The organism is Corynebacterium sp. AOP12-C2-36 (assembly GCF_052379185.1).
Taxonomy (GTDB): Bacteria; Actinomycetota; Actinomycetes; order Mycobacteriales; family Mycobacteriaceae; genus Corynebacterium.
This window is the reverse complement of sequence record NZ_JBQSYJ010000014.1, coordinates 56,858-77,989: the sequence shown is the minus strand read 5'-3', so window position 1 is coordinate 77,989 and position 21,132 is coordinate 56,858. Positions and strand designations below refer to the sequence as shown.

General features: G+C 67.8%; 19 protein-coding genes. 1 reads left to right on the top strand and 18 read right to left on the bottom strand.

The genetic code is table 11. The features are described from left to right. Positions 1–111 precede the first annotated feature (111 nt). The 14 genes from ACT3UN_RS12540 to rho all read right to left on the bottom strand — a co-directional run bounded on the left by ACT3UN_RS12540 (position 112) and on the right by rho (position 14,000). The gene (locus ACT3UN_RS12540; protein WP_301443187.1) at positions 112–486 is read right to left on the bottom strand and encodes a F0F1 ATP synthase subunit epsilon; all 375 of its coding nucleotides are present in this window, start codon (positions 484–486) and stop codon (positions 112–114) included. Positions 487–498: 12 nt separating this feature from the next. Beyond that, positions 499–1,947 carry a F0F1 ATP synthase subunit beta gene (gene atpD, locus ACT3UN_RS12535; protein ID WP_301443188.1) on the bottom strand — a complete coding sequence of 483 codons (1,449 nt, stop codon included), beginning with the start codon at positions 1,945–1,947 and terminating at the stop codon, positions 499–501. A 2-nt stretch (positions 1,948–1,949) separates the two neighbouring features. Then, positions 1,950–2,930 carry a F0F1 ATP synthase subunit gamma gene (locus tag ACT3UN_RS12530; protein WP_444657208.1) on the bottom strand — a complete coding sequence of 327 codons (981 nt, stop codon included), beginning with the start codon at positions 2,928–2,930 and terminating at the stop codon, positions 1,950–1,952. Between the two features lie 61 nt (positions 2,931–2,991). After that, the gene (gene atpA / locus ACT3UN_RS12525; RefSeq protein ID WP_301443193.1) at positions 2,992–4,626 is read right to left on the bottom strand and encodes a F0F1 ATP synthase subunit alpha; all 1,635 of its coding nucleotides are present in this window, start codon (positions 4,624–4,626) and stop codon (positions 2,992–2,994) included. A 75-nt stretch (positions 4,627–4,701) separates the two neighbouring features. Further along, entirely contained in the window at positions 4,702–5,520 is an 819-nt protein-coding gene (locus ACT3UN_RS12520) for a F0F1 ATP synthase subunit delta (protein ID WP_444657207.1), read from the bottom strand. A gap of 5 nt (positions 5,521–5,525) precedes the next feature. Then, positions 5,526–6,083, bottom strand: a complete 558-nt coding sequence (locus ACT3UN_RS12515) for a F0F1 ATP synthase subunit B (protein WP_301443191.1) — start codon at positions 6,081–6,083, stop codon at positions 5,526–5,528. 67 nt (positions 6,084–6,150) lie between these two features. Continuing rightward, entirely contained in the window at positions 6,151–6,393 is a 243-nt protein-coding gene (locus ACT3UN_RS12510; RefSeq protein ID WP_038547733.1) for an ATP synthase F0 subunit C, read from the bottom strand. A 92-nt stretch (positions 6,394–6,485) separates the two neighbouring features. Then, the gene (gene atpB, locus ACT3UN_RS12505; protein ID WP_301443192.1) at positions 6,486–7,286 is read right to left on the bottom strand and encodes a F0F1 ATP synthase subunit A; all 801 of its coding nucleotides are present in this window, start codon (positions 7,284–7,286) and stop codon (positions 6,486–6,488) included. 297 nt (positions 7,287–7,583) lie between these two features. Then, the gene (locus ACT3UN_RS12500; protein ID WP_441579540.1) at positions 7,584–8,051 is read right to left on the bottom strand and encodes a hypothetical protein; all 468 of its coding nucleotides are present in this window, start codon (positions 8,049–8,051) and stop codon (positions 7,584–7,586) included. Positions 8,052–8,085: 34 nt separating this feature from the next. After that, positions 8,086–9,282 (bottom strand): MraY family glycosyltransferase, encoded by a 1,197-nt coding sequence (locus ACT3UN_RS12495; protein ID WP_301441833.1) that lies wholly within the window; start codon positions 9,280–9,282, stop codon positions 8,086–8,088. Between the two features lie 2 nt (positions 9,283–9,284). Continuing rightward, on the bottom strand, positions 9,285–9,959 hold the full coding sequence (locus ACT3UN_RS12490; protein WP_301441832.1) for an L-threonylcarbamoyladenylate synthase: 675 nt from the start codon (positions 9,957–9,959) through the stop codon (positions 9,285–9,287). A 55-nt stretch (positions 9,960–10,014) separates the two neighbouring features. Beyond that, positions 10,015–11,022, bottom strand: a complete 1,008-nt coding sequence (locus tag ACT3UN_RS12485; RefSeq protein WP_301441831.1) for a N5-glutamine methyltransferase family protein — start codon at positions 11,020–11,022, stop codon at positions 10,015–10,017. Between the two features lie 7 nt (positions 11,023–11,029). Further along, complete coding sequence (gene prfA, locus ACT3UN_RS12480; RefSeq protein WP_301441830.1) at positions 11,030–12,115, bottom strand: peptide chain release factor 1; 1,086 nt, start codon at positions 12,113–12,115, stop codon at positions 11,030–11,032. Then, entirely contained in the window at positions 12,108–14,000 is a 1,893-nt protein-coding gene (rho, locus tag ACT3UN_RS12475; RefSeq protein WP_444657211.1) for a transcription termination factor Rho, read from the bottom strand. Before rho ends, prfA begins: the two co-directional genes overlap by 8 nt. A gap of 475 nt (positions 14,001–14,475) precedes the next feature. Between rho and ACT3UN_RS12470 the strand changes: the two genes are divergently transcribed. Continuing rightward, positions 14,476–16,293, top strand: a complete 1,818-nt coding sequence (locus ACT3UN_RS12470; protein ID WP_444657210.1) for a long-chain fatty-acid--CoA ligase — start codon at positions 14,476–14,478, stop codon at positions 16,291–16,293. Between the two features lie 13 nt (positions 16,294–16,306). On the opposite strand, the gene thrB is transcribed toward ACT3UN_RS12470, so the two are convergent. From thrB to lysA, 4 genes are all read right to left on the bottom strand, one after another. Continuing rightward, positions 16,307–17,248 (bottom strand): homoserine kinase, encoded by a 942-nt coding sequence (gene thrB, locus ACT3UN_RS12465; RefSeq protein ID WP_301441828.1) that lies wholly within the window; start codon positions 17,246–17,248, stop codon positions 16,307–16,309. Next, positions 17,245–18,327, bottom strand: coding sequence for a threonine synthase (gene thrC, locus ACT3UN_RS12460; protein WP_301441827.1), 1,083 nt, complete (start codon positions 18,325–18,327; stop codon positions 17,245–17,247). Before thrC ends, thrB begins: the two co-directional genes overlap by 4 nt. Next, complete coding sequence (locus tag ACT3UN_RS12455; protein ID WP_441579674.1) at positions 18,327–19,649, bottom strand: homoserine dehydrogenase; 1,323 nt, start codon at positions 19,647–19,649, stop codon at positions 18,327–18,329. Before ACT3UN_RS12455 ends, thrC begins: the two co-directional genes overlap by 1 nt. 67 nt (positions 19,650–19,716) lie before the next feature. After that, positions 19,717–21,123 (bottom strand): diaminopimelate decarboxylase, encoded by a 1,407-nt coding sequence (gene lysA / locus ACT3UN_RS12450; RefSeq protein WP_441579675.1) that lies wholly within the window; start codon positions 21,121–21,123, stop codon positions 19,717–19,719. Positions 21,124–21,132 lie beyond the last annotated feature (9 nt).

Sequence of the window (21,132 nt, the reverse complement as noted above, 5' to 3'; positions counted from 1 at the left end):
GAATAGGCAAGCCGAGCCGCCGGTCCGGGCGCGCAGGTGCACGCACGACGAAAACCGGGCCGGCCACCTCGGTGAAGAGGTGGCCGGCCCGGCGGCAGGCTGGAGCGGCTGTCAGCTCTCCTGCAGACGCTTCACGGCGCGAAGTTCGGACTGCGCCAGCTCTCGCTCCTCGTCGGTCGAGGCGTCGCGGACGCGCGCCTCGGCCTCGGCGGTGTCGACCTCGTGGGCCCACAGCGCGGAGTCGGCGAGGATGGTGATCTTCGACGTGGACACGGACAGGAAACCGCCCTGTACCGCGGCGACGAAGGTCTCACCCTCGGTGGTCCGGATGACCACGACACCGTTGTCGACCAACTGGCCGAGCAGCGGCTCGTGACCGGGGAGCACGCCGATCTCGCCCTCGGTGGTCTGTGCGGTGACGGAGGTGGCCTTACCCGACCACAGCATCCGCTCCACGGCCACCAGTTCAGCGGCAATCTCAGCCATGTGCGTGACCCCTTACTTCTCGGTGAGCTTCTTGTAGGCGGCCTCGACGTCGTCGAGTCCACCCAGACCGTCGAAGCACTGCTCCGGGTAGGCGTCGAACTCGCCGTCGCAGATGCGCTCGAAGGCGTCGATCGTGTCCTCGAGGGGCACGAAGGAGCCGGGGATGTCGGTGAACTTCTGCGCGACGAAGAAGTTCTGACCCAGGAAGCGCTCGATACGACGGGCACGCTGGACGGTGATCTTGTCCTCTTCGGACAGCTCGTCCATACCCAGGATGGCGATGATGTCCTGCAGTTCCTTGTTCTTCTGCAGAACACCGATCACACGCTGGGCGACCGCGTAGTGGCGCTCGCCGACGATGCCGGGCTCCAGGATGCGCGAGGTCGAGGTCAGCGGGTCCACCGCGGGGTAGATACCCTTCGAGGCGATGGCACGGTTGAGCTCGGTCGTCGCATCCAGGTGGGCGAAGGTCGTCGCCGGTGCCGGGTCGGTGTAGTCGTCGGCAGGCACGTAGACGGCCTGCAGAGACGTGATCGAACGGCCCTTGGTCGAGGTGATTCGCTCCTGGAGCACACCCATCTCGTCGGCCAGGGTCGGCTGGTAACCCACGGCGGAGGGCATACGGCCCAGCAGCGTGGAGACCTCGGAACCGGCCTGGGTGAAACGGAAGATGTTGTCGATGAACAGCAGCACGTCCTGGTTCTGGACATCGCGGAAGTACTCCGCCATGGTCAGACCGGACAGCGCCACGCGCATACGGACTCCCGGGGGCTCGTCCATCTGGCCGAAGACGAGGGCGGTGTCCTGGAGGACGCCCATCTCCTCCATTTCCAGACGGAGGTCGGTGCCCTCACGGGTGCGCTCGCCGACGCCGGCGAACACGGAGGTACCGGAGAACTCGCGGGCGATACGGGTGATCATCTCCTGGATGAGCACCGTCTTACCCACACCGGCGCCGCCGAACAGGCCGATCTTGCCGCCCTTGACGTACGGGGTCAGCAGGTCGATGACCTTGATGCCGGTCTCCATGAGCTCCGTGCGGCCTTCGAGCTGGTCGAAGTTCGGGGCCTCACGGTGGATGCCCCACTGCTCGCCGTCACGGCCGAGGCCGGGCTCGTCGAGGCAGTCACCGAGGGCGTTGAACACGTGGCCCTTGACGACGTCGCCCACGGGCACGGAGATCGGACGGCCGGTGTCGATGACCTCGGCGCCACGGACGAGTCCGTCAGTCGGGGCCATGGAGACACCACGGATGATGTTGTCACCGAGGTGCTGGGCGACCTCCAGGACGATGGTCTTGGCCACCGACTCCAGAGTCACCTCCACCTCGAGTGCGTTGTACAGTGCCGGCATAGCGCCACGCGGGAACTCCACGTCGACGACAGGTCCGATGACTCGGACCACGCGACCGGCAGCAGTCGATGCAGCGCTGTCGCGCTGCACCTCAGTAGCTGTAGTCATAGTTAGTCACTTTCTCCGCTGTCGGCGAGCGCGTTGACGCCACCGACGATCTCTGAGATTTCCTGGGTGATCTTTGCCTGACGCAGCTGGTTGGCGACCCGGGAGAGGTCGTTGACCAGCGCGGTGGCGTTGTCCGTCGCAGCGGACATTGCGGTACGGCGGGCAGCGGACTCACTAGCGGCGGCTTCCAGCATCAGGGCGAAGATGCTCCGGGAGACGTACTGCGGCAGCAGTGCCGTCAGGAGCGTGTCCGCATCCGGCTCGAATTCGACCTCGGCGCTGACGTCGTCGCTGGCATTGGAGAGCATGTCGTCCCCGGTCTGCAGCGGTTCGTCGTCCTGCTGGGTCTCGATCGGCAGCATGCGGATGGCACGCGGCGTCTGGGTGAGCATCGACGCGAACCGCGTGTAGACCACGTGGAGCTCGCCGAAGCCGGTCAGCTCGGTGCCTTCCGGGACGTTCAGCCCGTCGCGCCAGTGCACGCTGCCCTCGTCGCCGGCGGTGAAGCCGTCGATGAGGTGGCGGCGGAGGTCGTGCGTCGCGGCGTAGTCCGGGTCCTGGGAGAACCCGGTCCATGAACCGGCGAAGTCGTCACCACGGAAGCTGTAGAAGGTGACTCCCTTGGAGCCGGCGATGTACAGGACGACGTCCTTGCCCTCGCCCTCGAGCCGCTTGCGCAGCTCGGCGGTCTTCTTCAGCACATTGTGGTTGTATCCACCGCACATGCCACGGTCACTCGTGATGACGAGGATAGCGGCGCGCTTGGCCTCGGCCTCGACGTCGAGCATCGGGTGGTCCAGTGAGGACGCGGATGCGAGACGCTGGATGACCCGAGTGATCTCGTCGGCGTACGGCTGGGAATCGCTCACGCGAGCCTGCGCCTTGGTGATCTTGGAGGTCGCGATGAGCTCCTGGGCCTTCGTGATCTTCTTCGTCGAGTTGACGGACTTGATCCGTCCCCTCAGTTCGCGAAGTGTTGCCATCGCTGCTACCTCCCTTCTTCTGTGTACTCGGTCTGTGCAATCATCGTTTTAGTTCCCCGCGCTACTTCTTGCGGGAGACGCTGATCTGCGACTGGTCGAGATCCTCGTCAGCCAGGGCCTGGGCCTCCGGCTCGTTGATGACCGGGGTGCCGTCCGTGGACTGGAAGCCACGCTTGAAGTCGCCGGTCGCGGCGACCAGTGCCTTCTTGGAGTCGTCCGACAGCGGCTTGCCACCGTTGATCTGCTCGTAGACGTCGGCGTTGTTGGCGTGCAGGTACTCCCACAGCTCCGACTCGAAGCGGCGCACGTCGACGACGGGGACCGTGTCGAACTCACCCTCACCGGCGAGGAAGATGGAGACCATCTGATCCTCGACGGCCTGGGGCTGGGTCTCCTTCTGCTTCAGCAGCTCGACGAGACGCTCGCCGCGCTCCAGCTGGGCCTTGGAGAACTCGTCCAGGTCGGACGCGAAGGCCGCGAAGGCCTCCAGGTCACGGTAGGCGGCGAGGTCCAGTCGCAGGTTACCGGCGACCTTCTTCATGCCCTTAGTCTGTGCGTCGCCACCGACACGGGAGACGGACACACCGACGTTGATGGCCGGCCGGACGCCCTGGTTGAACAGGTCGGACTCCAGGAAGACCTGGCCGTCGGTGATGGAGATGACGTTGGTGGGAATGAACGCACCCACGTCGTTGGCCTTGGTCTCGATGATCGGCAGTGCCGTCATCGAGCCGGCGCCCTCCTCGTCGGACAGCTTCGCCGCACGCTCCAGCAGACGGGAGTGCAGGTAGAAGACGTCGCCCGGGTATGCCTCGCGGCCCGGCGGGCGGCGCAGCAGCAGGGAGATCGCGCGGTAGGCCTCGGCCTGCTTGGTCAGGTCGTCGAAGATGATGAGGACGTGCTTGCCCTCGTACATCCACTGCTGACCCAGGGCGGCACCGGCGAACGGCGCGAGCCACTTGAAGCCGGCGGAGTCGGATGCCGGGGCTGCCACGATGGTCGTGTAGTCCAGGGCACCCTCGTCCTCGAGGGTCTGACGCAGCGCGGCGATGGTGGAGCCCTTCTGGCCGATCGCGACGTAGATGCAACGCACCTGCTTCGTCGGATCCCCGGACTCCCAGTTCTCACGCTGGTTCAGGATGGTGTCGATGCAGACGGAGGTCTTACCCGTCTTGCGGTCGCCGATGATCAACTGACGCTGGCCACGGCCGATCGGGGTCATCGCGTCGATGGCCTTGATGCCGGTCTGCATCGGCTCGTGCACCGGCTGGCGCTGCAGCACCGACGGTGCCTGCAGCTCCAGGGCGCGGGTCTCGGTGGACTCGATGTCACCGCGGCCGTCGATGGGCTGACCCAGGGGGTTGATGACCCGGCCGAGGAAGTTCTCCCCCACCGGGACGGACAGGACATCGCCGGTCCGCTTGACTTCGTCGCCTTCCTTCAGCGACTCGTAGTTACCCAGCACCACAACACCGATCGAATCGGTCTCGAGGTTCTGCGCGACTCCGATGAGACCGCCCGGGAACTCAAGCAGCTCGTTGGTCATCACGGAGGGCATGCCCGAAACCTGGGCAATGCCGTCCGCTGCCATCGTAACCACGCCGACCTCCTCACGGGAGGCCTCCGCGGAAGTGCTTGAGGTGTAGTTCGCAATCGCGCTACGGATCTCATCGGAGGAGATCGTAAGCTCCGCCATGTTCTTCCTGCTCTCGGTATCGTCTTCCAGCATTACGTGAATTATCTTGTCGATCGAGGTTCGATCCGGGGCGGCCTAGGCGAAGGCCCGACGCATGCGCTCCAGCTTTCCAGCCGTGCTACCGTCGATCACTTCGTCGCCGACCCGGATGACCGCACCACCGAGGAGGCTGGTGTCAACCTCGGAATGGACGGACATCGCGGAACCGTAGATCTTCTCCAGCTTCTGACCCACTGCCTGCTCCTGTGCCTCCGACAGAGCCGAGGCGGAACGGACGCGGGCTACCCGGCGTCCGTCCAGTCCGGCTGCGAAGTCGCACAGTGCGTCAAGGTCCTCGACCGGACGCGCGACGGGACGGCCGATCACCTGAAGCGCGAGGGCTTCGGCGATGGCGCTGACGTGGCCGTAGAGGACCTTCGCCAGCAGTTCCCGACGTCGTTCTCCGGACGCCAGACGGTCGGCCAGGAGCATCTCCAGTTCCGGCTCCCGCTCGAGGAGACGGGCAATGTCGAAGAGCTCCGTGGCGACCTTCTCGCTCTGACCCTGCTCATGGGCTGCACGCAGCAGGGCACGGCGGCCCAGCTCGACCAGCCCGTGGCGCAGGTCCCGGGTGTTGGACCAGGTGCCCGTGACGACCTGCGAGACAGTCTCGCGGGTAGTCGTGGAGACCTTGTCCGCCAGCAGCCCGTCGGCCAGTGCGGCGCGACGGTCGGCCGGAACAGTCTGGTCCACCAGCGCCGTGCGCAGTGACCGGTCGCTGTCCAGGAGGTCTGCGACCTCGAACAGCTCGGAACCGGTCGCAGCACCGGCTGCGGCGGTGTCGGTTGCACCGGACAGTGCACCGTCCAGCGACTCAGTCAGCTGGTCCAGGGTTGTTCTGCTCGCTGCGTGCACGGGCCTCACTTCCCCGATCCGACGCTGTCGAGATCAGCGAGGAAGGAGTCGATCGTACCGGAACGCTTGACGTCGTCCGAGAGCTGGTCGCCCAGCAGACGCTCGGCGAGGTTGATGGAGTTCTCCCCCATCTCCTTACGCAGATCGGAGACGACGGACTCGCGCTGCGCGAGCAGCTGCTTGTTGCCGGACTCGATGATGCGGTTGGATTCGTCGGTCGCCTGCGTCTTCATGTCAGCGATGATCTTCTGACCCTGGGAGCGGGCGTCGTCACGAATCTGGGAGGCTTCGGTGCGTGCCTCGGCCAGCTGGGCGTTGTACTTCTCCAGCGCGGCCTTGGCCTCGTCCTGTGCCTGCTCGGCACGTGCGATGCCACCCTCGATCTGGTCGGTGCGGTCAGCCATGACCTGCTTGACCTTGGGAAGAACGAACTTCCAGAAGATCACGAAGATGATGATGAAGCTGACAAGGGACCAGACGATGTCATACGACTTGGGGAGCAGAGGGTTGATCTGCTCCTCCAAAGGCAGCTCGTCGGCTGCCAGAATGAGGTAGTTCGTCATAGTCTCCAGCTTTCGCTCTTGAGTGTGAAGGTCTTGTCACAGAGTCCCGCGGGCGGGACGCCGCACACTAGAACAGGAAGCCGGCGACCAAGCCGATGAGGGCCAGGGCCTCGGTGAAGGCGATACCCAGGAACATGGTGGTGCGCAGCTGGCCGGCCATCTCGGGCTGACGAGCCATTGCCTCTGCGGTCTTGCCGACCAGGATACCGATACCGACACCGGGGCCGATGGCGGCGAGGCCGTAGCCGATGGTGCCGAGACCCTCGAACTTGGTGGTGGTGTCCTGGGCGAGGAGCAGCAGGTCGTTCATTAGGATTCCATTCCCTTTCGTGGTGCCCCGCCCTGGTCCACGGTCGTGGTCCCGGTTGGCGAGGCGGAAATATTATGTGTGGATGTCGGGGGTCAGTGCTCGTCCGCGTGCAGCGACTGCTCGATGTAGACCGCCGTCAGCAGGCTGAAGATGTAGGCCTGCAGGAAGATGATCAGCATCTCGAACAAGGTGAATGCCAGTGCGGCGACGAGCGTTCCTCCGGCCAACAGCGTCCAGCCGTTGAGCTGCCAGAAGAAGAAGTTCGTGGCGCCGAACAGCAGCACGAGAACAATGTGGCCGGCCAGCATGTTCGCCATGAGACGGATGGTCAGGGTGACCGGCCGCAGGACGAAGGTGGAGAAGAACTCGATCGGGACGACCAGCACGTGCAGCAACGGCGGCAGGTTCGGGATGACCACGGAGGACTTCACGAACTTGCCGAAACCGTAACGCTTGGCACCTGCGTAGATCATGGCGATGTACGCCACCGCCGCCAGCACGATCGGCATGCCGACCCTGGCGTTGGCGGAGATGTTCAGTGCAGGAATGACTGCAGGCAGGTTACCGATGAGAACCACGAAGAAGATGGTGGCGATGATCGGCAGGAACCGACGCCCCTCCTTCTTCCCCAGGATCTCCTCGGCGATGTGGATGCGGACGAAGTCGACCGCATACTCTGCAACGTTCTGCGCACCCCTCGGGATCAGCTTCGGCTTGCGGAAGGCATACAGAAAAAAGGCCGCCAGGATGACGATCATCAGAAGACGGATGACCATCAGGCGGTCTACTGCGAAGATGCCGTTCGCGAAGTCGCTGAACCAGAGCTGGCTGGGATCCACTTCCCCCGGGAAGAATTCATGCTCCATAGAAGGCGCGTGGAATTCGCCCTTCATGGCCAAGGTTGTAACGCTCAGCGTTCTCTCCCGTGGTTTGGGCCGCGTGATTGTGGGTCAGGCGGTGCGATGGAGGATGTCAGGAGTTCCCGGAACCGTGGACTCCGTCGCACATCCGCACGGTACCGGGGGTGATATACCAGGATTGCTCGCGGGCACGCGTGAGCACGTGGGTCCGCCTACCTGATTACCCGCGGGAGATATTACCAGCAGTCCGCGCAGGTGCGCGAACCAACTCCCCCCGATCCCCCGAAGCGGACCAGACTATGCCCCACCCTGCACGGATCCACCCCCGTGTCACACGTTCGTCACATTCGTCCGAATGATGCCGATGGTCTCCGCCCCCAGTGCGACCACGAGCGAGGCGATCACGGTGACCCCCATGGCGGTGTGGTCGAAGAAGTCCATGTCACGCAGCACCAGGAGCACACACAGGACGACGACGATCTTGATCAGCCAGGAACCCAACGTGATGATCATCGTGGTCTGCGGCGAGGTGTTGGAGGTCAACAGCACCACCGCCACGGTCGCCAGCACGAAACCACCGCCGATCGCCGCGCCGAGGAGCACCCCCCACAACCCCTCGAGGCCGCGGAAGTTGCCCCACAGCGCCAGGGAGATCACCGTGATCACCAGGAGGCCGATCGCCCCCGACCGCGCCGCGTTCAGCAACGGGCGCCGGTGGTCTGCCATGTCCCCGTCCGACTCGTTGATCTCCGGGAGGTCGGCGGGGTCGGTCGTCTGCTCGTTGTTCTGCTCATTCACGGGGTACAGCCTAGCTGTCCCCCACGGCGACGACCTACCCGGTCGCGACGGCCTTGCTCCCGCCGGCACCGTCACCGGAGGCGTCCCCACGCCCCCGCCACAGCGGCACGGCCGTGAACGCCGTCGCCAGCAGGATCGCCACCCCGAAGACGATCGCCGCGATCGGCAACGGGAGCACCGTGGACCCCACGGCCCCGAGGGCGACCACGCCGACCCACGTGTAGAGCACCAGCACGACCTGCTTCTGGGAGTGACCCAGTCGCAGGAGCCGGTGGTGCAGGTGCTGCTTGTCCGGGGCGAAGGGGCTCTTGCCCGCCTTCAACCGGCGGACGACCGCCATCAGCAGGTCCAGCATCGGGATGAACAGCGCGGCGATCACCACCAGCACCGGGGTCATCAACGCCAGGAAGTCCGCGGGGCCGTAGAGCGCCATGTTGATCCGACCCGACGCCGAGACGCTCGCCGCGGCCAGCAGCAGCCCGATCAGCATGGACCCGGAGTCCCCCATGAATATCCGCGCCGGCGAGAAGTTGTGCGGCAGGAACCCCAGGCACACGCCCAGCAGGCCGGCCGAGATCATCGCCGGCGGATAGGCGCTGACCGTGCCGCCCTGGTCGTGCAGGATCGTCAGGGAGTAGATCAGCAGCGTCGCCGCGGCGATCGCGCCCAGGCCGGCGGCGAGACCGTCCAATCCGTCCACGAAGTTCATCGCGTTGATGATGGCCACCGTCAGCAGAGCCGTCAAGATCGTGGACTGGACCTGATCGAGGATCAACGTGGTGCCGTCGCCGAACGGCGAGTAGATCAGGTACCACGACAAACCGGCCAGGCTCATCGCCACGGAGCCGGCAACCTGGCCGCCGAGCTTGAGCACCCAGGAGATGTCGAAGAGGTCGTCGACCACCCCCACGATCACGATCACGAAGGCGGCGGCGACGACAGCCACCATGTCCGGGGTCACCGGGGGGAACCCACGGTTCAACGCGGGCAGCTGGTTGGCCACCAGCACGGCGACAACGAAGCCGGTGAACATCGCCACCCCGCCGAGCCGCGGGGTCGGCACCGTGTGCACGTCGCGGGAGCGCGGGGCGGTCATGCGTCCGAACCGGATCATGATCATGCGGATCACACCGGTGGTCAGGTACGTGGTGACCAGGCCCACGAGCAGGATCAGCGCCAGCTCACGGAACGGCACACCCACCCCGGACCAGGACGCCGCGGACAGCTCCATCCTCAGTTGCCCCGGGCGGAGTCGTCGGCGAGCAGGGCCTCGGCAGACACGCCCAGCACCTCGCCGACCCGGTCGGCGCTGATGGCACCGTCGCGCAGGATGCGCGGACGGTGACCGGACAGGTCAACGATCGTGGAGGCCGTACCTATGGACGCCTCCCCGGCGTCGAGGTAGACCGACACCGAGTCGCCGAGCTGCCCGCGTGCCTCGGCGGCGGTGAGTGCGGCCGGACTACCGGAGATGTTCGCGCTGGAGACCGCCATCGGCCCGGTCTGCTGGAGCAGTTCGATCGCCAGCGGGTGCAGCGGCATGCGCAGCGCCACGGTCCCGCGGGTGTCCCCCAGGTTCCACGGCAGGCTGGGCGCCTGGTGGGTCACGATGGTCAGCCCGCCGGGCCAGAAGGCCTCGGTGAGCAGGCGCACCGTCTCGTTGTAGTCGCGGACCAGCCCGGCGACGGTGTCCCAGGAGCCGATGAGCACGGGCACCGGCATGTCCGGGCCACGGTGCTTGGCACGCAGCAGGGCGGCGACGGCGTCGTTGTCGAAGGCGTCGGCACCGATGCCGTACACCGTGTCGGTGGGGGTGACCACCAGACGTCCGGCCTTCACCGCGCTCAGTGCGGCGGCGACACCGCTCTGCCTGCCCTCGTCCTCGTTGCAGTCGTAGGTCTGTGCCATGCTCCGCGCCGTCCGTCCTCTCGTGTCGTTGGTTGCTTACCTTAACCCGTTCACTCTAGCCCCGTGTGGGCCGGTGGCCGGGATCGCGGTGCACCTGGCCGGTGACGAACCTGTCCCGGCCAGCGAAGTCCCGGTGTTGCTCCAGCTCGGTGACGCCCACGCCGGCCAGGATCTGACGGACGTCCGCGCCGGTGGAGTCGTCGTGTTCGACGGCCACGCCCGCACTCGGGGCGGCGACGAGGTCGATGACCTCCGCCAGTGGGCGCATCAGCTCCAGGCCGTCCGTCCCGGAGAAGACCGCGGCGTGCGGGTCACGGGCGACCTCCGGGGAGACCTCGGTGGTCTCCGGGACGTACGGCGGATTGGACGCCACGATGTCGGCGGAGGCGACGAGTCCCAGCGCCACGACGTCTTCCGGCGTGGCGACGTCCGCCCGGTGGAACTCCACGGCGATCCGCGGATCCACGTGGCCCTCGGCGACCCAGGTCCGGTGGTTGTCACGGGCCTGTTCCACGCCCTGCGCGGTGATCTCCAGGCCGATGACACGGACGCCGACGGCGTCGACAGCGTCGACAGCATCTACTATCCCTCGGGTACCAAGCTCGTGGGCCACCCCCAGGGCGATCGTGCCCGGCCCGGAACACAGGTCGACGATGGTCAACGTGGGTTCCAGCAGGCGCGCGAAGAGCGGGTCCTCGCGCAGCGCCACACGCCGCTGGGCCTCACCGGCCACCCAGTCGATCAGCAGATCGGTCTCGGGACGCGGGACGAACACCCCCGGGCCGACCGCCAGGTCGATGCCCGCGACCGTCCCGTACCCCAGGATCCACTGCAGCGGTTCGCGCTCAACGCGTCGCTGCAGCATCGTGGCGAAGGACGCCGGGACGGCGTCGCCGCCGCGCATGACCAGGTCCAACGGGCCGACGTCCACCCCCGACTCGCGGGTGAGGGCGGCGGCCATGAGCACGCGCGCATCGTGTGCGGCTGACTCCACCCCGGCCGAGGACAACGCCGAGGCGGCGTCCCGCAGCGCCGCCGACACGCTCGCAGCGTCCTGCGTCACCGCGGTCCTACTCCCCCGCCTCGAGCCGGCTCTGACGCTCCGCCTCGCTCAACGCGCCGAAGAGCGCGTCGAGGTCACCGTCGAGGACGGCGTCGAGGTTGTTCGCCTTGTAGCCGATGCGGTGGTCCGAGACCCGCGACTCTGGGAAGTTGTAGGTCCGGATGCGCTCGGAACGGTCCATCGTGCGGATCTGTGCGGCGCGTCCCTCCGCGGCCACGGCGTCCGCCTCCTCCTCCTTCATCTGCTGGAGGCGTGCGGCGAGCACCTGCATGGCGCGCGCACGGTTCTGGATCTGGGAACGTTCCTTCTGACACGTCACCACGATGCCCGTGGGCAGGTGGGTGATGCGCACCGCCGAGTCGGTGGTGTTCACGCCCTGACCGCCCTTACCGGAGGAACGGTAGACGTCGACGCGGATGTCCTTGTCGTCGATCTCCACGTCCTCGACCTCGTCGGGCTCCGGGTAGACCAGCACGCCGGCGGCGGAGGTCTGGATGCGGCCCTGCGACTCGGTCACCGGGATACGCTGCACCCGGTGCACGCCGCCCTCGTACTTGAACACGCTCCACGCGCCGTCGCGGCCTGGCTGCTTGGCGCGCACGGACATGGTCATGTCCTTCACGCCGCCCAGGTCGGTCTCGTTGACGTCGAGGACCTCGAAGGTGAAGCCGTGCTTCTCTCCGTAGCGCTGGTACATGCGTGCCAGCTCCCCGGCGAACAGCGCGGCCTCCTCGCCACCGGCACCGGACTTGATCTCCATGACCACGTCCTCACTGTCGTGGGGGTCGCGCGGGGCGAGCAGGTCGGTGAGCTTCTCCTCGAGACCCGGCAGGTCCGCGGCGAGGCGGTCGGCCTCGGCGGCGAAGTCCGGGTCCTCGGAGGCCATCTCGCGGGCGGCCTCGAGGTCGTCGCGGGTCTCCACGAGCTTGTTGTAGGTCTGGATGACCGGCTGCAGCTCGCTGAATCGCTTGGCCACGCGGCGGGCCGCGGCGGCGTCGTTGTGCAGCTCCGGGTCGGCCAACTGCATCTCCAGGCCCTGGTACTCCGACAGGATGTCGTCGACCTTGGAGGGGGAACCGGCGAAGTCACTCATCGTCGTCCTCCCCGGCCAGCGGTGCGGACGAGGCGATCTGCAGCATGAAGTCGCGGTTCGTCTTCGACTTGCGCAGCTGCTTGTTCAGCAGCTCGATCGCGGCCTGCGGGTCGAGCGCGGAGAGGATGCGGCGCAGCTTGTGCAGCAGGCGCGCCTCGTCCGGGCCGAGCAGCAGCTCGTCCTTGCGCGTGCCGGACGGGTTGACGTCCACCGCGGGGAACATGCGACGCTCGGCGATCTTGCGGTCCAGCTTCAGCTCCGCGTTGCCGGTGCCCTTGAACTCCTCGAAGATCACGGTGTCGCCGGCGGAGCCGGTCTCGACCATGGCGGTGGCGATGATGGTCAGCGAGCCACCGTCCTCGATGTTGCGGGCCGCGCCGAGGAAACGCTTCGGCGGGTACAGGGCGTTGGAGTCCACACCACCGGAGAGGATGCGGCCCGACGCCGGCGAGGAGTTGTTGTACGCACGGCCCAGACGGGTGATGGAGTCAAGCAGCACCACGACGTCCTTGCCCTCCTCCACCAGGCGCTTCGCCCGCTCGATGGCGAGCTCGGCGATGGCGGTGTGCTCGTTCGGCGGACGGTCGAACGTGGAGGCGATGACCTCACCGCGCACGGAGCGCTGCATGTCGGTGACTTCCTCGGGACGCTCGTCCACCAGGACGACCATGAGGTAGCACTCGGGGTTGTTCACCGTGATGGCGTTGGCGATGTCCTGCAGGATCGTGGTCTTGCCGGCCTTCGGCGGGGAGACGATCAGGGCACGCTGCCCCTTGCCGATCGGCATGATCAGGTCGATGACACGGGTGGTCAGGATCTTCGGCTCGGTCTCCAGGCGAAGACGCTGGTTGGGGTACAGCGGGGTGAGGTTGTTGAACTTCGGACGCTGTGCGGCCTGCCCCGGGGCGAGTCCGTTGACGGTGTCGACGGAGTTGAGCGGGGTGTACTTCTGACGGTTGCGGTTGCGTCCGCCGCCGCCACCGGCCTGCTGTGCCTTGGCGCCGGGACGGATGGTGCCGGTGATCGCGTCACCGTGGCGCATCCCGAACTTGCGCACCATCTGGATCGGCACGTACACGTCCGTCGGCCCGGCGTGGTAGCCGGTGGTGCGGATGAAGGCGGTGTTGGCGTCGGCGAAGTCGAGGATGCCGGCGACCGGGGTCGGAGGCTCGTTGTTGCCGCCGTTGTTGTTGCCGCCGCCGTTGCCGCCGTCGTTCTGGTTGTTCTGGTTGTTGCGGTTGCCGCGATCGTTCCGGTCGTTGCGGTCGTTGCGGTTCCCCCGGTTGCCACGCTCGCTCCGGTCGTTGCGGTTGCGACCGCCGCGCTCGTCGGAGTTCTGCTGGTTGCCCCCCTGGTTTCCGCCCTGGTTGCCACCCTGGTTCCCCTGGCCACCGCCCTGCTCGCCCTTGCCCCGGTTACGACGGTTGCGACGGTTGCGGCGACCACGACGGCCACCCTCCTCGTCGGAGTCATTGCGGTCGTTACGGTCGTTGCGGTCGCTCCGGTCGCCACGCTCCTGCGTGCCCTGGTCGACGCCCGCGCTCGCGTCCGCCGCGGTGTTGTCGGCCTTCGCCGCGTTGTTGTCGGCCTGTGCCGCGTCCTTCTCGGCGGGAACCTGCTGCGTCATCGGCGCCTCCTGGGTCTGTGGTGCGTCCTTCTTGTCCTTCGCCGGCTTGGCGTCCTTGGCATCCTTGGCATCCTTGGCATCCTTGCCAGCCGGACCACGCTGTCCGCCGATCCCGGCGCTGGCGATCGCGGAGACCAGATCCCCCTTACGCATCCCGGAGGTCCCCTTCAACCCCTGCGATGTCGCGATCTGCTTGAGTTCCGCCAGTTTCAGGGAGGCAAGCCCGTCGTTCTGTGCCCTGGAGACGATGTCCGGCAAAGTCACAGGTGTCCTTTCGGTTCACCTCCCCCTGCTCACCCGCCCGCGGTCGTGACCGCGGCCTGGTCCCTGTCCCCGCGGACCGGCACACCCCACGGGCGTTACCGGTCCCAGACGGCGGCAGGACAATGGAAGGTGACGTGCTCGAGTGAGTCGTCGTTTATGTGGAATGGATGTCACGGTGCGCGCGGACAACTGGTCCGGCGCCGGGGCAGACGAACACTCCCGGCGGATGAGATGTCGGTGCGGTGTACCCGCGTGGATCTCCGTGACTCCGGATGACCGCCCACCGTCTCGGACCGATTCGGTGACCCCGTAAATTCCTGGGGTCCTCGGGATGGCGGTGGTCGGTTCTCGTCGACGATGGTACCACCCCGGCACACCGGTGGTGCTAATCCACGCACCGGCGCGGAGGTCGTCCGGCAGGACGCACGGTGCGTCCCCTATCCTTGAGGTCATGGACGCCACCCACCACATGGACGCACGCACCAGATCAGGTCCGGCTCCCAGCACCGCGCCACTGACCGTGTCGACGATGCACGAGTACCCCCTGACAATGGCCTCCGTGCTGGAGTACGGACGCGTCGTCCACGGCACGACGACGGTGCGCACCTACTACGGGGACTCCCCCGAGGACACCACCTTCGCCCAGGTCGGTGGACGCGCCGCGGCCCTGGCCCACGCACTGACCGACGTCGTCGGGGTGGAGACCGGCCAACGTGTCGCCACGTTCATGCCGAACATCACCGAGCACCTGGAGTCCCTGTTCGCGGTGACCTCCATGGGCGCGGTGCTGCAGCCGTTGAACTCCAACCTCGTCGCCGACCAGCTGGTGCACATCATCAACCACGCCGGTGACCAAGTGATCATCTGTTCGCCGCGGTCGTCCCGGCGCCTCGTCCCCGTGATGCCCGACTGCCCCGACGTCCACACCCTCGTCGTCACCGGCACCGGCGGCGACGCCGCGCGCAAGGAACTCTCCGACCTGCTCGCCGACGCCGGACGCGGCAGCATCCGCGTCCTCGGCTACGAGGAGCTCCTCGACGGCTACCCCACCAGCTACGACTGGCCCAACGTCGACGAGACGTCCCCCGCCGCACTGCTGTACTCCACCGGCACCACGGGTGCGCCGAAGGGCGTGGCCTACTCGCACCGGTCGATGTGGCTGCACGCGATGAACCTGCGCACCCCCGACTCCTTCGGGATCCGCAACGGGCACAGTTTCCTGTGCGCCGTACCGATCTTCCACGTGTTGAGCTGGGGCGTGCCCATCGCCGCGTTCATGGCCGGCACCCCCCTGGTGTTCCCCGGCGGCGCCGGCGGACCCGCCCACCTGGCGCACGTCATCGCCGACGCCATGCCCCGCATGGCCCACGGCGCGCCCAGCGTGTGGATGCAGCTGGTGGTCCACTACCAGCACACCCCGCCGGAGAAGATGAGCCTGCAGGAGATCATCTCGGGAGGCGCCCCAGTCCCGCCAGCCTTGATCGACGCCTGGGAGGAGCGGTACGGCGTGGACATGATCCACTCCTGGGGCATGACCGAGACCGGCCCGGTCGGCACCGTCGCCCGCACACCCGTCGGTGTCGGCGGTGAGGCCCGGCGGCGCTACCGCGACAGCCAGGGCCGCTTCCCCATCGGCATGGAGTTCCGCGTCGTCGGCGAGGACGGCACCCCGCAGCAGGCCAACGACCGCTCCAGCGGCGAGATCCAGGTGCGCGGCAACTGGGTGACCACGAACTACCACCACTCGCCCGCCTCCGCCGAGGGTGGGGCCGCCCACGTCTTCCGTGGCTCCGACGTCGACGACAACGACGACGCGGCCGGACGCTTCACCGACGACGGGTGGTTACGGACCGGCGACATCGGCACGATCACCCGCGACGGCTACCTCACCGTGCACGACCGCCAGACCGACACCATCCGCTCCGGCGGGGAGTGGATCTACTCGGCGATCCTGGAGAACATCGTCATGGAGTCCGTCGTGGTCGCGGAGGCCGCGGTCATCGGTGTGCCGGACGAACGCTGGGGGCAGCGTCCCCTCGCCGTCGTGGTGACCACCCCCGGGGTGGAGCGTGGACGCGGGACCGCCGAGGAACTGGCGGCCGCGGTGGCCACGAAGGTCCCGCGGTGGATGGCACCGGAGTACTGGACGTTCGTCGACCGCATCGACAAGACCTCCGTCGGCAAGTTCGACAAGAAGGACCTGCGCGCCCACCTCACCGACGGCGAGTTCGACGTGATCAAACTGCGAGGCCCCGGCGAGCCGAAGCCCGCCGGGGAGGAGCAGTAGAGGTCGGAAGTGGCTAGTGGACCTCGACGCTGGCGCGGCGTCCCACACCGGTCTCCAGCACGCCGATGTCGCGGCCACGGGCCTCGTCGAGGAGTGCGGGGTCGACCGGGGTGGTCGACAGCACCATCACCGTGGGGCCGGCCCCTGACAGGAACGCCGGGAAGCCCAGGTTGCGCAGCCGGTTGACCCACTCGGTGGTCACGGGGAGCACCTCCGCACGGTACGGCTGGTGCAGCCGGTCGCGGGTGGCCTCCCACAGCAGATCGGGGTGCGAGCTCAGCGCCAGGGGCAGCAGTGCCGCCCGGGACACGTTGAAGCGTGCGTCCTGGTGCGAGACGTCGCTGGGCAGCACGCGGCGCACCGCCTCGGTGGAGGCGTGGAAGTCCGGGACCAGGGCGGTCGCCGCGATGTCCGGGTGCACCGGCACGGCCACGGCGTGGTACTCCGGGGCGCTGCGCCCGTCCACGGGGATGTTCGTCCAGGACACCACTCCCCCGCCGAGCACGCAGGCCGCGGCGTTGTCCGGGTGGCCCTCGAACGCGGAGGACAGCTGGATCAGCGTGTCGTCGTCCAGGGCACCGGTGGGGTGCTCACCGCCGGCCAGGGCGCTGGCGGCGGCGACCCCGGCGACCGCCGCGGCGGCCGAGGAGCCCAGTCCGCGCGAATGCGGGATGTTGTTGTGGCAGACGATACGCAGCCCGCCCACGCCCACACCGGCCTCACGCAGGCCCGAGCGCAGGGCGCGGACCACCAGGTGACGCTCGTCGAGGGGGACCTCCCCCTCACCCTGCCCGTGCACGGAGATGTCCAGGCCGGCGTCGGTGGACTCCACCTCGACGGTGTCGTACAGGCCCACGGCCAGGCCCAGGGTGTCGAAACCCGGACCGAGGTTCGCCGTGGAGGCCGGCACCGTGACCGTCACCCGACGTCCGGCGGCAAGGGTGCGCTCGGTCATGCGAGTTCCAGTGCCTCTGCCACGGCATTGGTGTCCACGTCGATCGGGGTGGGCTCCGGCATCTCGCTGAGCGCGGTCGTCGGGTCCTTCAGACCGTGACCGGTCACGGTGCAGACGATGCGCTGGCCCGGCTCGATCGAGCCCTCGGCGTGGGCGGCGAGCAGGCCGGCCACCGAGGAGGCGGACGCCGGCTCGACGAACACGCCCTCACGGGCGGCGATCAGGCGGTAGGCCTCGAGGATCTTCTCGTCGGTGGCGGCGCGGAAGGATCCGCCGGACTCCTCCTTGGCGGCGACGGCCTGGTGCCAGGACGCCGGGTTGCCGATACGGATGGCGGTGGCCACGGTCTCCGGCTCGAGCACCGGTTCACCGCTGACCAGGGGTGCGGCACCGGCGGCCTGCACGCCGAGCATCACCGGACGCTTCGTGGACAGACCTGCCTCGGCGTACTGCGAGTAGCCCTTCCAGTAGGCGGTGATGTTGCCGGCGTTGCCGACCGGCAGGGCGTGGATGTCGGGTGCGTCGCCCAGGGCGTCGACGATCTCGAAGGCGGCGGTCTTCTGGCCCTCGATACGCATCGGGTTGACCGAGTTGACCAGGGCGATCTCCGGGAAGTCGGTGGTGGTCTTGCGCACGAGCTCGAGGCAGTCGTCGAAGTTGCCGCGCACCTGGATGATCTTCGCACCGTGCATCACGGCCTGCGACAGCTTGCCCTGGGCGATCTTGCCCTCGGGGATCAGCACGGCGGAGGCGATGCCGGCACGTGCGGCGTAGGCCGCGGCCGAGGCCGAGGTGTTGCCGGTGGAGGCGCACATCAGCACCTTCTTGCCGGCGTGCACGGCGTCGGTGACCGCCACGGTCATGCCGCGGTCCTTGAAGGAACCGGTGGGGTTGGCACCCTCGACCTTCAGCCACACGTCGCACCCGGTGACCTCGGAGATGTGGTTCGCCCGGATCAGCGGGGTCCCACCCTCGTTGAGGGTGACCGGCTCCCAGTCCGCGGCGAAGGGCATCCAGTCGCGGTACTCGTTGATCAGGCCGGTCCAGTGGTGGAGCACCGGGGTGCGGTTGTCGGTCATCAGTTGCCTTCCATTCGGATCACGCTGTTGACTGCCTTCACGGCGTCGAGGTTCTTGAGGTTGTCCACGGTGGACTCCAGGTCGCTCTCGGCGGCGTGGTGGGTGATGACGACCAGGCGTGCCCCGTCGTCACCGGCCTCCTCCTGGCGCACGGTCTTCAGCGAGACGCCCTGCACGGAGAAGGTGGAGGACACCTCGGCCAGCACCCCGGGACGGTCCTCGACGACCATGTCCACGTGGTAGCGGGTGCGCACCGAGCCGAAGTCGCCGACCGGCAGGTTGGCGTAGGTGGACATGCCGGGCGCACGTCCACCGTGCACGATGTTGCGTGCGGCGGCGACCACGTCGCCGAGCACCGCGGAGGCGGTGGGGGCGCCACCGGCGCCGTTGCCGTAGAACATGAGGCGTCCTGCGTACTCGGCGACGACGAAGATGGCGTTGAAGGACTCGCTCACGCTGGACAGCGGGTGGTCCAGCGGGATCAGCGCGGGGTACACGCGCGCGGAGACCGACTCCTCGCCGTTGTCGTCGACGAGGCGCTCGCAGATGCCCAGCAGCTTGATGGTGCAGTCGGCGGCCTTGGCGGCGGCGATGTCGTCGACGCTGATCGAGCGGATGCCCTCGACGTGCACGTCGTCGATGCTGACCGGCGAGTGGAACGCCAGCGACGCCAGGATGGCGGCCTTGGACGCCGCGTCGTAGCCGTCGACGTCGGCGGAGGGGTCGGCCTCGGCGTAGCCCAGTGCGGTGGCCTCGGCGAGCATCTCGTCGTAGGACGCGCCGCGCCTGTACATCGCGTCGAGGATGAAGTTCGTGGTGCCGTTGACGATGCCCATGACCTGGTTGACCTTGTCACCGGCCAGGGAGCGGCGCAGCGGGCCGACCACCGGGATGGCGGCGGCGACGGCGGCCTCGAAGAACAGGTCGGCGCCGGAGGAGTCGGCGGCCTCGGAGAGCTCGTCGGCGTGTGCGGCGACCAGCGCCTTGTTCGCCGTGACCACGGACTTGCCGGCACGCAGGGCGGCGAGCACCACGGTGCGCGGGTAGTCGATGCCGCCGATGACCTCGATGACCAGGTCGATGTCGTCACGGCCGACCAGGCCGAAGGCGTCGTCGGTGAGCAGCTCGGAGGGCACGCCCGGGCGCGGCTTGGAGAGGTCGGAGACCGCGATGCCGCGGACCTCGATCGGGCCGCCGGTGCGTGCGGTGAAGTCCGCCGCGTTGTCCTCGAGGATGCGGAGCACCTCGGTACCCACGGTACCCATGCCCAGCAGCGCTACGCCGACGGTGGGCGCGGCATTGTTGTCAGCCTGATCAGCCATTACTCTCCCGTTGTTGTGTCGTGTGGGGTTGCCCCGCGTGAAGATTCGTTTTCCTGATGATAAACCATCAGAAATTCTCGAGTGCCATGACGTCCTCCACTGTCTCCCGGCGGATCATCTCCCGGGACTCCCCGTCGGAGACGACGACCACCGGGGGCCGGGTCATCATGTTGTAGCGCGAGGACATCATGTAGCAGTACGCCCCCGTCGCCGGGATGGCGAGCAGGTCGCCGGGGACGATGTCATCGGGCATGAGGGTGTCGTTGACCAGGATGTCCCCGGACTCGCAGTGGCTGCCGACCACGCGGGTGGCGACCAGCTCGCCGCTCGCCTCCCGGTTGGCCAGACGGCAGTCGTACTCCGCCTGGTAGAGGGCGGGACGGATGTTGTCGCTCATGCCACCGTCCACGGAGATGTAGCGGCGCACGGTGTCGTCGGAGGTGTGCACGTCCTTGACGGTGCCGACCCGGTAGAGCGTGACGGTCGAGGGGCCGACGACCGCGCGGCCCGGCTCCACGTTGACCACCGGCGCGGCGACCCCGTAGGACGCGGCCTTCGCCGCGACCCGCTCGAGCAGGTCGCCGGCGACGGCCTCGACGTCGAGGGCCTCCTGGTCGGGGGTGTAGGCGATGCCGTAGCCGCCGCCGAGGTCGAGCACGTCGAGCGCTTCGGTCTCGGATGCGTCGTGCGTGGACTCGCCGCTGACGAGGCGGACCCACAGTCCCAGCAGGCGGTCGGCGGCCAGGGCGAAACCGTCGGCGTCGAAGACCTGCGAGCCGACGTGGCAGTGCAGCCCGCGCAGGCGCAGCCCCTCGGTGGACAGGCAGGTCATGCAGGCGTCCTCGGCCGAGCCGGAGGCCAGCGAGAAGCCGAACTTCTGGTCCTCGTGGCTGGTGGCGATGAACTCGTGGGTGTCGGCGTGCACGCCCGGCTTCACCCGCACCAGGACGTCCTGGCGACGTCCCTCCTGCCGGGCGATCTCGGCAACACGCTCGATCTCGATGACCGAGTCGATCACGATGAGCTCCACACCGGCGCGCACGGCGGCGGTGATGAACCCGCGGTTCTTGTTGTTGCCGTGCACGGTGATGCGCTCCGGCGGGAAACCGGCGGCCAGGGCCACGGCGAGCTCGCCGTGGCTGGCCACGTCGAGCGCCAGGCCTTCCTCGTCGATCCAGCGGCACACGGTGCGCGACAGGAACGCCTTGGACGCGTAGTGCACCCGTTCCCCACCGCCGAAGGCGACGGCGAGACGACGGCAGCGCGCGCGGAAGTCGGCCTCGTCCATCACGAACTGGGCCGTGCCGTGGCGCTCGGCGAGGTCGGTGACGCGGTTGCCGGCGATGACCAGCTCGCCCTCACCGGTGCGTCCCGAGGACATCGGGAAGACGTGCGCGGGAATCTTGTTGAAGTCCTCGAGGGTCTCGGTGCGCTTACGCAGCGGGATCTGGGGCAGGTGGACGTCAGGATCCATGGTGGCGGG